The organism is Pseudomonas sp. FW305-96 (assembly GCF_058783825.1).
This window is the reverse complement of the sequence record NZ_JBYSYW010000030.1, coordinates 41,352-54,412: the sequence shown is the minus strand read 5'-3', so window position 1 is coordinate 54,412 and position 13,061 is coordinate 41,352. Positions and strand designations below refer to the sequence as shown.

15 protein-coding genes are annotated in these 13,061 nt (G+C 62.6%); 8 read left to right on the top strand and 7 right to left on the bottom strand.

Going from position 1 to position 13,061, the window contains the following annotated elements; translation table 11 throughout:
- Window positions 1-186 precede the first annotated feature (186 nt).
- The gene (gene gdhA / locus AC3WL2_RS20095; protein ID WP_102683869.1) at window positions 187-1,527 is read left to right on the top strand and encodes an NADP-specific glutamate dehydrogenase; all 1,341 of its coding nucleotides are present in this window, start codon (window positions 187-189) and stop codon (window positions 1,525-1,527) included.
- 56 nt (window positions 1,528-1,583) lie between these two features.
- Here gdhA and AC3WL2_RS20090 read toward each other — a convergent pair whose 3' ends face one another.
- The 4 genes from AC3WL2_RS20090 to AC3WL2_RS20075 all read right to left on the bottom strand — a co-directional run bounded on the left by AC3WL2_RS20090 (window position 1,584) and on the right by AC3WL2_RS20075 (window position 5,035).
- Window positions 1,584-2,078, bottom strand: a complete 495-nt coding sequence (locus AC3WL2_RS20090; protein ID WP_102683868.1) for a GreA/GreB family elongation factor — start codon at window positions 2,076-2,078, stop codon at window positions 1,584-1,586.
- A gap of 68 nt (window positions 2,079-2,146) precedes the next feature.
- A complete protein-coding gene (locus AC3WL2_RS20085) occupies window positions 2,147-2,500 on the bottom strand; it encodes a hypothetical protein (RefSeq protein ID WP_102683867.1) in 354 nt (117 codons plus the stop codon).
- 115 nt (window positions 2,501-2,615) lie between these two features.
- A complete protein-coding gene (locus tag AC3WL2_RS20080) occupies window positions 2,616-4,469 on the bottom strand; it encodes an Lnb N-terminal periplasmic domain-containing protein (RefSeq protein ID WP_102683866.1) in 1,854 nt (617 codons plus the stop codon).
- Window positions 4,470-4,546: 77 nt separating this feature from the next.
- Window positions 4,547-5,035: a DUF3015 domain-containing protein gene (locus AC3WL2_RS20075; RefSeq protein ID WP_102683865.1), complete on the bottom strand. Its 489-nt coding sequence runs from the start codon at window positions 5,033-5,035 to the stop codon at window positions 4,547-4,549.
- Window positions 5,036-5,289: 254 nt separating this feature from the next.
- Here AC3WL2_RS20075 and AC3WL2_RS20070 point away from each other — a divergent pair, with 254 nt between their 5' ends.
- The 5 genes from AC3WL2_RS20070 (at window position 5,290) to bamJ (ending at window position 10,035) form a co-directional block, all read left to right on the top strand.
- Window positions 5,290-7,728 (top strand): Lon protease family protein, encoded by a 2,439-nt coding sequence (locus AC3WL2_RS20070; RefSeq protein ID WP_102683864.1) that lies wholly within the window; start codon window positions 5,290-5,292, stop codon window positions 7,726-7,728.
- Window positions 7,729-7,891: 163 nt separating this feature from the next.
- The gene (locus tag AC3WL2_RS20065) at window positions 7,892-8,230 is read left to right on the top strand and encodes a PA4575 family protein (RefSeq protein WP_023631147.1); all 339 of its coding nucleotides are present in this window, start codon (window positions 7,892-7,894) and stop codon (window positions 8,228-8,230) included.
- 180 nt (window positions 8,231-8,410) lie between these two features.
- Window positions 8,411-8,899, top strand: a complete 489-nt coding sequence (locus tag AC3WL2_RS20060) for a TIGR00645 family protein (RefSeq protein WP_023631146.1) — start codon at window positions 8,411-8,413, stop codon at window positions 8,897-8,899.
- A gap of 127 nt (window positions 8,900-9,026) precedes the next feature.
- Window positions 9,027-9,332, top strand: coding sequence for a DUF6482 family protein (locus AC3WL2_RS20055; RefSeq protein ID WP_102683863.1), 306 nt, complete (start codon window positions 9,027-9,029; stop codon window positions 9,330-9,332).
- Between the two features lie 85 nt (window positions 9,333-9,417).
- On the top strand, window positions 9,418-10,035 hold the full coding sequence (gene bamJ / locus AC3WL2_RS20050) for a BamJ family beta-barrel-assembly machinery protein (RefSeq protein WP_102683862.1): 618 nt from the start codon (window positions 9,418-9,420) through the stop codon (window positions 10,033-10,035).
- Window positions 10,036-10,162: 127 nt separating this feature from the next.
- Here bamJ and AC3WL2_RS20045 read toward each other — a convergent pair whose 3' ends face one another.
- The 3 genes from AC3WL2_RS20045 to AC3WL2_RS20035 form a co-directional block, all read right to left on the bottom strand.
- The gene (locus AC3WL2_RS20045; protein WP_038707330.1) at window positions 10,163-10,408 is read right to left on the bottom strand and encodes a PA4570 family protein; all 246 of its coding nucleotides are present in this window, start codon (window positions 10,406-10,408) and stop codon (window positions 10,163-10,165) included.
- 151 nt (window positions 10,409-10,559) lie between these two features.
- Window positions 10,560-10,901 carry a zinc ribbon domain-containing protein YjdM gene (locus AC3WL2_RS20040; protein WP_046857186.1) on the bottom strand — a complete coding sequence of 114 codons (342 nt, stop codon included), beginning with the start codon at window positions 10,899-10,901 and terminating at the stop codon, window positions 10,560-10,562.
- A gap of 153 nt (window positions 10,902-11,054) precedes the next feature.
- Window positions 11,055-12,023 carry a polyprenyl synthetase family protein gene (locus AC3WL2_RS20035; protein WP_102683861.1) on the bottom strand — a complete coding sequence of 323 codons (969 nt, stop codon included), beginning with the start codon at window positions 12,021-12,023 and terminating at the stop codon, window positions 11,055-11,057.
- A gap of 244 nt (window positions 12,024-12,267) precedes the next feature.
- Here AC3WL2_RS20035 and rplU point away from each other — a divergent pair, with 244 nt between their 5' ends.
- On the top strand, window positions 12,268-12,582 hold the full coding sequence (rplU, locus tag AC3WL2_RS20030; protein ID WP_003247466.1) for a 50S ribosomal protein L21: 315 nt from the start codon (window positions 12,268-12,270) through the stop codon (window positions 12,580-12,582).
- Window positions 12,583-12,619: 37 nt separating this feature from the next.
- Window positions 12,620-12,877: a 50S ribosomal protein L27 gene (gene rpmA, locus AC3WL2_RS20025; RefSeq protein WP_003247464.1), complete on the top strand. Its 258-nt coding sequence runs from the start codon at window positions 12,620-12,622 to the stop codon at window positions 12,875-12,877.
- Window positions 12,878-13,061: the final 184 nt, after the last annotated feature.

The following is a 13,061-nucleotide window of genomic DNA, read 5'->3' as shown; positions in this document are numbered from 1 at the left end:
GCTGCGTTACAGGAGAGCAGGGAGCAAGTGCGCGTTCACGAGTACAGTGAAAAACTTGTATACAGTTATAGAAAACGCACCAATTAATTTCATAAAAACGACATTGCGCCCTGTTCCAGTGCGATTGGTTCTTGGTACATTCCCGAAAAAACCAAAAACAATCCCTCTCTTGGTGAGATGTCTACCATGATCGAATCTGTCGACGATTTCCTGGCCCGACTGCAACAGCGCGATCCGGCCCAGCCCGAATTCCACCAGGCCGTGGAGGAGGTGCTGCGCAGCCTGTGGCCTTTCCTAGAAGCCAACCCTCACTACCTGCAGGCAGGCATTCTCGAACGCATGGTCGAACCCGAGCGCGCCGTGCTGTTCCGGGTGTCGTGGGTCGATGACCAGGGCAAGGTCCAGGTCAACCGCGGCTACCGCATCCAGATGAGCAGCGCCATCGGCCCGTACAAGGGCGGCCTGCGCTTCCACCCGTCGGTCAACCTGGGCGTGCTCAAGTTCCTGGCCTTCGAGCAGGTGTTCAAGAACTCGCTGACCTCGCTGCCCATGGGTGGCGGCAAAGGCGGCTCGGACTTCGACCCGAAGGGCAAGAGCGACGCCGAAGTGATGCGCTTCTGCCAGGCGTTCATGAGCGAGCTGTACCGTCACATTGGCGCCGACCTGGATGTGCCAGCGGGTGACATCGGCGTCGGTGCCCGCGAGATCGGCTTCCTGTTCGGCCAGTACAAGCGCCTGGCCAACCAGTTCACTTCGGTGCTGACCGGCAAGGGCATGACCTATGGCGGCAGCCTGATCCGCCCGGAGGCCACCGGCTACGGCTGCGTGTATTTCGCCGAAGAGATGCTCAAGCGCCGCGACCAGCGCATCGACGGTCGCCGCGTGGCGATCTCAGGTTCCGGTAACGTCGCCCAGTACGCGGCGCGCAAGGTCATGGACCTGGGCGGCAAGGTGATCTCGCTGTCCGATTCCGAAGGCACGCTGTACGCCGAAGCCGGCCTGACCGACGCCCAGTGGGAGGCCGTGATGGAGCTGAAGAACGTCAAGCGCGGCCGCATCAGCGAGCTGGCCGAGCAGTTCGGTCTGGAGTTCCGCAAAGGCCAGACGCCCTGGAGCCTGGCATGCGATATCGCCCTGCCGTGCGCGACGCAGAACGAACTGGGCGCCGAAGACGCCCGTACCCTGTTGCGCAATGGCTGCATCTGCGTAGCCGAAGGGGCCAACATGCCGACCACCCTGGAGGCTGTGGATATCTTCATCGAGGCCGGCATCCTGTACGCGCCGGGCAAGGCGTCTAATGCCGGCGGCGTGGCCGTGTCTGGCCTGGAGATGTCGCAGAACGCCATGCGCCTGCTGTGGACGGCCGGGGAGGTGGACAGCAAGCTGCACCACATCATGCAGTCGATTCACCATGCCTGCGTGCACTATGGCGAAGAGGCCGATGGCAGCATCAACTACGTCAAGGGCGCCAACATCGCCGGCTTCGTCAAGGTAGCTGACGCGATGCTGGCCCAGGGCGTGGTCTGATTCGATAACCTGGGGCCGCTTCGCGCCGAAAGGGGCGCGAAGCGGCTGCGGTGATTTCAGCACTCACCCAGAATGGCCAGCACCTCGATCATCTGGTCCCCCGCTGGCCGTCGCCACAACACTTCATCTCCAGGCCCGGCCCCCAGAAGCGCCCGCCCCAGCGGCGAGCCCCAGTTGACCAATCCCTGGGCGGCATCGGCCTGATCCTCGCCCACCAGTTGCACCTGATGCTCCTGGTCATGCTCATCGACGAACCGCACCAGGCTGCCGATCTGCACTTTCTCCGTGGACGTTGCAGCAGGTACCACCTGCGCGCTCTGTACCCGGGCGGTGAAATAGCGCAGGTCACGCTCGGTATCGGCCAGCCGCTGCTTGTCGGTATCGCCCTCGGCCTGCAGCTCGGCGTGCAATGCATTGAGCGCGGCCACTCGCTGCTGCAACTGTGCCAGGCCGTTGGCGGTGACGTAGTTGGGCTGATCGCTGACCAGGCGCTCGACCGGCTGGCTGGCCTGGGCGGCGGCCTGGTCTTCATTGACGAATGCTCGGCTCATGGTTGGCCTCCTTGTGCTGGAGACCATGGTGGCAGGCTGCGGGTTTCAATAGTTGTCCGTTTGCGACGTCAATTGCGGCGATAGGCGCGTGCGGCGCCTTGATCCTTCTCTTGCTGCCAGTCGCGGTCACGCTCGTCCCAATAGCGTTCGCGATACTCGCGCAGGTCTTCGTTGGACTGCATGGCGTGGCACTGGCGAAAGCCGTCGTCCCAGCCGCTTTCGTACTGGCGGTTGTGCAGGTAGCGCGGGACATCCTTGCGAAAGTCCCCGGCCATCAGCCCGGCGGCCTGGCGACCGCTGCTGCAACCGTCCTGAAAGCCGTCGGCGTAGGCGGGCGGGTAGCCCTGGTTGACCATCTGTTCATGGGTGGTTTCGCAACCCGCCAGCAGCAAGAAGCACAAGCCTAACCAGTACCGCGACATGACCACAGGACCCTCGGATTGATACCGCAAAGTCTAGGTCGGGAATTGTTGGCACGATGTCAAAACGCTGTCGAAGGATTGCACCGGGACTGGGACCGCAAAGCGGCCCAGGTGCTCAGTACTGATACCACTTCAACTCCAGCATCACCTCGTTCTGCGCCGTGGCCAGGTGGCTGAACTGTCGCGAGGCACTCAACCGCAAGCCCAGGTCGCGGCTAATCTCCCACTGCTGGTTCAGGCTCACGCTGCGCCGCACTTCGCCGTTGGTGAAATAATCACCCTTTGCCTCAAGCGTCAGGTTGCCCAGCGGGTTGCGCCACAACAGCCCGCCGTTGAACCCGGCGGCGGGCGAGATGAATTCGGCGAAGTCGTTGTGATGCTCGACCCGCACCGTGCCCAGGGCAAAGCCCAGCAAGTCGTCACCCAGTTGCCAGGTGCCGCCGGCGCCGCCGTTGACATGGCTGACCAGCACCTCGTCGTCATGCTTGCCCGGCACGCGTTCCAGGCCACCGGCGACCTGCCACGACCAGGGCTTGAGCAGTTCGTTGCGCGGTGTCAGCGAGCGGATGGTGGCCAGGTCCAGGCGTTGTACCTGCCAGTCGTTGCCCTCGTATTGGCGCAGCTTGAGTTGCAGGATCTCGATCTGCGCGCCGAGGGGGAAACTGTCCATGTTGTCGTTGAGGTCGTGGTACGCCATGCGCAGGCCATACTCGGCGTAGGCGCGGTCCTCGCGGGTACCCACCCCCAGTTGCCAGGTGCGCGACTGGTGGCCGTCCTCCGGCAGGCCGGGCCGCTCGATCTGCAATGGCGGCGGCGGGTTGCGGTTGATCGCCCTGAGCAGTTCATAGCTGCGGCCGGCCTGGGCCGGATCACGTTCCTGGCCATTGGCGCGGTAGCGTTCCAGGCGATAGGCGGCATCCTGCACCAGCGCCTGGCGGTCACGGGGCAGGGCGGTGAAAGAGGGGCTTTGCAACTGCGCGGTGTCGGCGCTGATGGCCAGCACCTGCTGCTTTTCTTCATGGTCCAGCGGCTCGGCACGGGCCAGCAGTTCACGCTCGCGGGACGGGCGGTAGCGCACGTCCGCCACCAGCCCGGACTGTTTCACCGCCTTCACGGTGTCGGTAGGGATGGCGGTCAGCGGGAACTGCGAGGTCAGGTCCAGGCTGGGGCGTGCCACCTGCAACAGCTCCAGCAGACGATAGGAGCAGTTCTCGTCGAAGAAGAAATAGTCGAACTTGATCTGCTTGAGTTCCCACACATGCTCGACCATGCGCCCGGTCTCTTCGGGCGTCAGGTCCAGCTGGTACTCCCACAGGTCGCGGTTTTCCAGGCTGCGGTACTCGGACAGCTTTTCCTGGTAGGGCATCATCGCGAACAGCCCGGGATAGCCGCCCATCAGGCCTTTCCAGGCATAGAGGATGCTGTTGTCGCTGCCCTCGATGTAGGCGCCGAAGTTGATCGCGTAGCTCAGCAGCGTGGTGTCGTCACGCCGGGTATTGGACTGGTCGATGCGCAGCAGCGTATGGCCGAACATCGACGACGGGCTGTTGAGATAGGCCGCCGGGAAGATCAGCGCCGCGCTGTGCGGGTCGATCGACTTGTACCAGGTATCGAATTCCTGGCAGGCCGGGCTCGGCAGATCGGTGAGGGCCAGTTGTTCGCGCAGCCAGCGGGTCCGCGCGGGGAACACGCACTGGGCGTGCTTGTCGCCCAGGCTGGCCGGGGCATACAGCGCGGCGACCGTGGCCTGCAGCTCCTGATCCGGGTGGTGCGCGCCATCCTCGGCGAGAAAGAAGCGCGGGTCGTCCACATAGCTGCGCCAACCACCAAGCTTGGCAGTCTCGTAGTGTCCGATGGCGATCCAGTATGGCGTGGCCGCCAACTGCTGGACGCGGGCCGGGTCAAGCTGTGGGGTGGCATGAAGCGGTGCGCTGACAATCAGCGCCAGGGAAGCGAGGCGTTTGAGCATGTCGGGCAACTACATCCTGATGATGCCGAAGGTGAAGCGCCAAACCCGCCCCGGTACCGGGGCGGGAGGCGTGGTACTCAGGCCTCGGTGGCGTACTTGGCCAGTTGCGGATCGCTCTTGAGCACCGCCAGGGTGTTGGAGTGGACAGCCTCGGCAGTCACGTCGGCGCTGCTGAAGATCTGCTGGAAGTGCTCGTGGGTGACGGCGGCAAAATGCGCGCGGTCTTCAGGCGCCACACCGAGGACCACGGCGTAGGTAGTCAGGGCTTCGCCCTGGCCCTGGGCCATGTCTTCGGAGAGCTCGTTCATCATGCCGTTCATGGCGAACCAGGATTTGCCGCCATAGGTCAGTGCGGCCTTGGTCGAGCAGCCGTTGGTGCCCGAGGTCATGCCGAAGGTTGCGTTGCCGGAGGTGCCGTTGGTGGTGGAGGCCAGGAAGTGGGCCGGCGTGCCGCGCTGGCCCTCGAACAGCAGGTTGCCCCAGCCGCAGTTCGGGCCGCCTGGCGCTTCGGCCATGGCGTTGATCGAGACAGCGGCGAACAGAGTACCCAGAAGAATCCGTTTCATAGCGTTGTTCTCTTTCTCAAGTGACGTACCAATGGTCAGGGTTCTGGCAACGCGGTTGCCAGGGCGGGAGGATTTCCATCCCCCTGCGCAGCTTGGAGTTTAGGCACGATCCAAAGGTTGCGTTGTTTATTGCGAAAAATTGCTTGCGTGATTGCCTGGCTTGGGCTGTGACATAAAGTCCCACGGAGCCTTGCCGCTGCGCGCTGGCAGCGCCAGAATGCCTTTCATCCGCCCCGCCGAAGTAAGGAAACCCAATGCCCGATCCTGTCGCCTCGCGCCTGCGTCTCGCGCCAGAAGCCCTGACCCGGCGTTTCTCCGCTGAACAGTTTGCCTTTTCCAATACCGACGATCTGGAGCCGTTTCGTGGTGTGCTGGGCCAGGAGCGTGCCGTCGAGGCCCTGCAGTTCGGCGTGGCGATGCCGCGCCCCGGTTACAACGTGTATGTGATGGGCGAGCCCGGCACGGGCCGGTTCTCCTTCGTCAAGCGTTACCTCAAGGCCGAGGGCAAGCGCCAGCACACCCCGGCCGACTGGCTGTACGTCAACAACTTCGAGGACTCCCGCGAGCCACGCGCGCTGGAACTTCCGGCTGGCAGCGCCCAGGCGTTCCTCGCCGACATGAACGGCCTGATCGACAACCTGTTGGCCACGTTCCCGGCGGTGTTCGAGCACCCTTCCTACCAGCAGAAGAAGAGCGCCATCGACCGCGCCTTCAACCAGCGCTATGACCGGGCGCTGGACGTGATCGAGCGTGCCTCGCTGGAGAAGGACGTGGCGCTGTACCGCGACAGCAGCAATGTCGCCTTTACCCCCATGGCCGATGGCAAGGCGCTGGACGAAGCCGAATTCGCCCAACTGCCTGAGGAGTTGCGCGAGCGCTTCCACGAAGACATCGCCGAACTCGAGGAGCGCCTGAACGAGGAGCTCTCCAGCCTGCCGCAATGGAAACGTGAATCGAACAACCAGTTGCGCCAGCTTAACGAGGAGACCATCACCCTCGCCCTGCAGCCGCTGCTGGCGCCGCTGTCGGAAAAGTACGCGGAAAACGCCGCGGTGTGCGCCTACCTGCAATCGCTGCAATTGAACCTGCTGCGCACCGTGGTCGAGCAACTGGTCGATGACAGCAAGACCGACGCGGTGGCGCGCAAGATGCTAGAGGAGCAGTACGCGCCCAACCTGGTGGTCGGCCACCCGGGCAAAGGTGGAGCTCCGGTGGTGTTCGAGCCGCATCCGACCTACGACAACCTGTTCGGTCGCATCGAATACAGCACCGACCAGGGGGCGCTGTACACCTCCTATCGCCAGCTTCGCGCCGGTGCGTTGCACCGCGCCAATGGCGGCTTCCTGATTCTTGAAGCCGAGAAGATGCTCGGCGAGCCCTTTGTCTGGGACGCGCTCAAGCGTGCCTTGCAGTCGCGCAAACTGAAGATGGAGTCGCCGCTGGGTGAACTGGGCCGTGTCGCCACCGTGAGCCTGACGCCGCAGGTGATCCCGCTCAGCGTCAAGCTGGTGATCATCGGCTCGCGCCAGCTGTACTACGCGCTGCAGGACCATGACCCGGATTTCCAGGAGATGTTCCGGGTGCTGGTGGACTTCGATGAAGACATGCCCATGGTCGACGAGAACCTGGAGCAGTTCGCCCAGTTGCTGCGCACCCGCACCAACGAGGAAGGCATGGCGCCGCTGACCAGCGATGCGGTGGCGCGCCTGGCCACCTACAGTGCTCGCCTGGCCGAGAACCAGTCGCGCTTGTCGGCGCGTATTGGCGACCTGTTCCAGTTGGTCAGCGAGGCCGACTTCATCCGCCAGCTGGCCAGCGAGAGCATGACCGACGCCGGCCACATCGAGCGGGCGCTCAAGGCCAAGGCCCAGCGCACCGGACGGGTGTCGCAGCGGGTGCTCGACGACATGCTCGCCGGGATCATCCTGATCGACACCGAAGGCGCGGCAATCGGCAAGTGCAACGGCTTGACCGTGCTCGAGGTCGGAGATTCGGCGTTCGGCATGCCGGCGCGCATCTCTGCCACCGTCTACCCGGGCGGCAGCGGCATCGTCGACATCGAGCGCGAGGTCAACCTGGGGCAGCCGATCCACTCCAAGGGTGTGATGATCCTCACCGGCTACCTGGGCAGCCGCTATGCCCAGGAATTCCCCCTGGCGATCTCTGCGAGCATCGCGTTGGAGCAATCCTACGGCTACGTCGATGGTGACAGCGCCTCGCTGGGGGAGGCGTGCACGCTGATCTCGGCGTTGTCGCGCACCCCGCTCAAGCAGTGTTTCGCCATTACCGGTTCGATCAACCAGTTTGGCGAGGTGCAGGCGGTCGGTGGGGTCAACGAGAAGATCGAAGGCTTCTTCCGTCTTTGCGAAGCCCGTGGCCTGACCGGTGAGCAAGGGGTGATCATCCCGCGTGCCAACGTCGCCACGCTGATGCTCGATGAGCGGGTGGTGCAGGCGGTCGAGGCCGGTCGCTTCCATGTCTATGCCGTAAGCCAGGCCGACGAAGCCTTGAGCCTGCTGGTTGGCGAGGAGGCTGGTGAGATGGATGACAAGGGCGAGTTCGCCGAGGGTAGTGTCAACGCCCGGGTGGTCGAGCGCTTGCGGGTGATTGCCGAAATGATCAGCGAGGAAGAAATCAAGGAAGCCGAGAAAGAGCGCCTGGAGGAGGTCATCGCCCAGGCCAAGCCCGCCTAAGTCAATAAACTGGCGCTGGAGGCGAAGTGCTACCGTTCAGCGCCAGTTTTCCAACTTTCGCCTCGGCTCGGCTACAGTGGAACTTAAGGACGTTGTCAGGGTTCAGGATGGAAACAGCCTGATGGTTTCAGGCTGAACAGGGCTTTACAGAGGGGACGCCGCCATGCGCAACCTCAGCCTCACCCGCCAGTGCCTGGGCCTGGTGACCCGCATCGAATGCAGCATCCGTCCGCTGGCCGGGGACAATGGCATGTGGACCTTGCTGTTCGCCGCCGGCATGGCCGGTGAACAACCCTCGGCGATCAAGGCCCAGGGCCCTTTCCATGGGCCGATGGTGGCCGAATCGGTGATGAACGCCATCGTCGACAGCCTTACCCTTCATGGCTATCAGGTCGCTGAAGATCCGCAGATCTGGTGCCTGCACCTGCAGGCGCAGTTGCGTCGGATCAATGGTGAACGTTGCCGGAACCTTGGGGATTATCAGTTCCATCCCGAAACCTGATCCAATGATCTCATTGCCCGCAAGCTGCCACACACTTGACCTGTGTGAGCCGGCTTGCCGGCGATAGGGTATCGAGGATGTATCGGGCCTGCGGCAACTGACCGCAGGCTTTTGCTGTCACAGGTGGCTGGATATACTCGCGCTCGCTTTTCCAGTCACCTCACGAGTCCCCTACTGTCCATGGAACGTATCCTCGAAAACGCGATGTATGCCTCGCGCTGGCTGCTCGCCCCGATCTACTTCGGCCTCTCACTGGGCCTGCTGGCACTGGCCTTGAAGTTCTTCCAGGAAATCATCCATGTCCTGCCCAATGTCTTCACCCTCGCCGAAGCCGACCTGATCCTGGTGATCCTGTCGCTGATCGACATGTCGCTGGTTGGCGGCCTGCTGGTAATGGTGATGATCTCCGGTTACGAGAACTTCGTCTCGCAGCTGGACATTGACGAGAGCAAGGAAAAGCTCAACTGGCTGGGCAAGATGGATTCCTCGTCGTTGAAGATGAAGGTCGCCGCGTCGATTGTCGCCATTTCCTCGATCCACCTGCTGCGGGTGTTCATGGATGCGCAGAACATCTCCACCGACTACCTGATGTGGTATGTGATCATCCACATGACCTTCGTCATTTCGGCATTCGTCATGGGTTACCTGGATCGCATCACCAAGCACTGATCGTCTGCTCTCATCGCGGGCTAGCCCCGCGATGCTTTTCAGCTCCTGACGGATGGTGGCTTGTACTTTTAGCAGGTCTGTACAAAAAATGAGCACTCATGCGTGGTTCCCGCAGCGAGGTGCGCCCATGAACCTGCATCAGCTCAATACCGAGGCCAGGGCTGGCCATGTCGACGAACTCAACCTGATCGCCATCGAAGGCGGTGATTACCTGCTCGAGGCCCGGGTCAAGGGCCGCGCCCACCCACTCGACGACCCGCGTGGTCAACGCTTGCGCGTGCATTCGGTCGAGGATGCGCGCCTGCTTTTGCAATCGATCCCCCAGCTGTCGCTGAACCTGGTGCACTGGTCCGTGCAGGACGAGATGTGCGGCATGGGCACGCACCCGGAAGAAGACCTCAAAGTCCCGATTTCCCAGCGTTCGGCCTGGTAGCTGCTTCGCGCGGCGCCAGTGTGCTAGGCTGCTCGCCCTTTTCATCAGGGCGCGGATGCAGTGCGCCCTCAAGCGGAGCACGCCAATGTCCGAACTCAATCTGTCCACCGACGAATCCCGCGTCAGCTACGGCATCGGCCGTCAGCTGGGTGGCCAGCTGCGCGACAACCCGCCACCGGGCGTCAACCTGGACGCCATCGTCGCCGGCCTGACCGACGCCTTCAACGGCGCCGACAGCCGCGTCAGCGAAGAAGACCTGTCGGCGGCCTTCAAGGTCATCCGTGAAGTGATGCAGGCCGAAGCTGCTGCCAAGGCCGAAGCCGCCGCTGCCGCCGGCAAGGAATTCCTGGCTGACAATGCCAAGCGTGAAGGCATCGTGACCCTGGCCTCGGGCCTGCAGTACGAAGTGCTGACCGCAGGCGACGGCGCCAAGCCGTCCCGCGAAGACAACGTGCGTACTCACTACCACGGCACCCTGATCGACGGCACCGTGTTCGACAGCTCCTACGATCGTGGCCAGCCTGCCGAATTCCCGGTTGGCGGCGTGATTGCCGGCTGGACCGAGGCCCTGCAACTGATGAATGCCGGCAGCAAATGGCGCCTGTACGTGCCGAGCGAGCTGGCCTACGGCGCCCAGGGCGTCGGCAGCATCCCGCCGCACAGCACCCTGGTGTTCGACGTCGAGCTGCTCGACGTTCTGTAATACCTTCGGGGCCGCTCTGCGGCCTATTCGCGGGCAAGCCCGCTCCCACAGGAACAGCACAAGACCTTAGGTCGTTGCGATCAGTGTGGGAGCCGGCTTGCCGGCGATGGGGGCAGGCCTGCTAAATTCAGTTCCAATCCGTTCCCCCCGGGCGCAATGCCCGCGCATAGCAAAACAGGAACAGGTTCCTCACCAGCTCCTTGAGCACTCCTGGCTCACTCGAATTCAGCCCCATGAGGTCCAGGTCGCCCTGGTCGCGCAGTTCATCGAGCGCGTCTTCCTCGAGCACGGCGCAGACTTCGCCAGTCTCGCGATGCAGGATACGCAGGTAAGGGTGGGGGCGGTCGAGCCAGGCGTCGATCAGATAGGTCATGGCTACTCTCCTTGGATAGCGGTTCCAATGAGAATAATTCTTATTATCAAAATAGCAAGAGACTATTGGAAGAATTCTTCCGAATGGTCCCGGCGATCCTGTTGCAGGATCTGTCAGGGCCGCCCGTTGGGCAGCCCCGTAGGGCAGGCGATCAGACCTTGCGCACGAACTCGGACTTGAGTTTCATCGCGCCGATACCGTCGATCTTGCAATCGATGTCGTGGTCGCCGTCGCACAGACGGATGTTCTTGACCTTGGTGCCGACCTTGACCACCAGGGACGAACCCTTGACCTTGAGATCCTTGATCACGGTAACGGTGTCGCCGTCCTGCAGGACGTTGCCGACCGAATCCTTTTTCACCACGTCGTCGCTGGCGGCTTCGGCTTCGCCGTTGGCCGACCACTCGTGGGCGCATTCGGGGCAGATCAGTTGGGTGCCATCCTCATAGGTGTATTCGGAGTTGCATTGGGGGCAGGGTGGCAGAGTGCTCACGGCTTTTCCTTTCAAGTACAGGCGGGTAAAGGCGCACATTGTATAGGGTTTAGTGATTTCCTGCACAAAAGCATCGCGGGGCAAGCCCGCTCCCACGCCATGATGTGCTGGCGTGGGAGCGGGCTTGCCCCGCGATAGGGGTGATGCGATGTATCAGTGCGTACGCGCTACTGCAAACTCGCTCAGCTCGACCAGTGCATCCCGGTACTCGCTGGCCGGCAGCACTTCCAGGCAGGCGATGGCGCGGGCGACGTAGTCGCGGGCCATCTGCGCGGTGTAGTCCAGGGCGCCGGATGCCTCGACGGCGATGCGGATCTGCTCCAGGTCCTCCAGGCCACCCTTCTGGATCGCCTGGCGCACCAGCGCGGCTTGCTCCGCGGTGCCTTCGCGCATGGTGTAGATCAGCGGCAGGGTCGGCTTGCCTTCGGCCAGGTCGTCACCGACGTTCTTGCCCAGGGTCTCGGAGTCGCCCTTGTAGTCGAGCAGGTCGTCGACCAGCTGGAAGGCCACCCCCAGGTGGTCGCCGAAGGTGCGCAGGGCTTCGCGCTGCGCGTCCGTGGCGCCGGCCAGGGCCGCGGCGCTGTGGGTCGAGGCTTCGAACAGCATCGCGGTCTTGCCGCGGATGACGTCCATGTAGATTTCCTCGGTAGTGCTGGCGTCGCGCACGCGCGACAGCTGCAGCACTTCACCTTCGGCGATCACCCGGGTGGCCTTGGAGAGGATCTGCATGACCGGCATCGAGCCCAGCTCGACCATCATCTCGAACGAGCGCGAATAGAGGAAATCGCCCACCAGCACGCTCGGCGCGTTACCCCACAGGGCATTGGCGGTGGAGCGGCCACGGCGCATGCCGGACATGTCGACCACGTCGTCGTGCAGCAGGGTGGCGGTGTGCAGGAACTCGATGGTCGCCGCCAGCAGGCGCAGGTCGTCGCCCTCGCGGCCCAGGGCCTTGCCGCACAGCAGCACCAGCAGTGGGCGCAGGCGTTTGCCGCCGGCGGACGTAATATAGTCGCCGATCTTCGATACCAGCGGCACGCGCGAGGTCAGCTGCTTCTTGATGATCTCGTCGACGGCGCTGAAGTCATCAGCTACCGCGCGGTAGAAGGTTTGGGGTTGCATCGGCTGCTCCATTGAGGTTGCGCGGCATGCTAGGTCGCAGGTACCGGTGTGTCAAGGCGCGGTGGCCGTGGCCCCGGGCCGGTACTTGCAAGCATTTATGGGGTTGCGTACAATCGCGCACCCTAACTTCCTGGGCAGCACCTGCCTTACGCAATTGCACCGGGCCGTTCCAGCCCTGTGCAGCCATGCCAGCCAATACTCATCATATAAAGCGCTGGGTGAGCAGGATTATCGGAGAAATACCATGTCTTACGCAGTAATCGTTACCGGCGGCAAGCAGTACAAAGTCGCTGAAGGTGAATTCCTCAAGATCGAGAAACTGGAAGTCGCCACTGGCGAATCCGTGACCTTCGATCGCGTTCTGCTGGTCGCCAACGGTGAAGAAGTCACCATCGGTGCTCCAGTTGTTGCTGGTGCTAAAGTAGTGGCCGAAGTCGTTTCGCAAGGCCGCCACGACAAGGTTCGCATCATCAAGTTCCGTCGTCGTAAGCACCACATGAAGCGCATGGGCCACCGCCAGTGGTTCACCGAAATCAAAATCACCGGTATCCAGGCTTAATCGCCCCGATCCCCTGAATTTATTGGAGAATTGAACCATGGCTCACAAGAAGGCTGGTGGTAGTACTCGTAACGGTCGCGACTCAGAATCGAAACGCCTTGGCGTGAAGATGTATGGCGGTCAGGTCATCAAGCCTGGCAACATCATCGTCCGTCAGCGCGGCACCGAATTCCACGCTGGCTACGGCGTTGGCATGGGCAAGGATCACACCCTGTTCGCCAAGATCGAAGGCGTGATCAAGTTCGAGAAGAAAGGCGAGTTCATGCGCCGTTACGTGAGCATCGTCGCCGCTTAATCGCGACGTCGCTCCAGAAGCCCCGTCATGCGACGGGGCTTTTTCGTTTGTGGTGAGCCTCTTGCAAAGCTGTTTGAATGGGCTGCCGGCGTTGGTTTCTGGTTCGTACGGGGCCGCCGCGCTCATCTTTGCAAGAGCCTCATGGTTTTCTGGTTTTCGACTCGTCGTCCGACGAGAGGCGGTT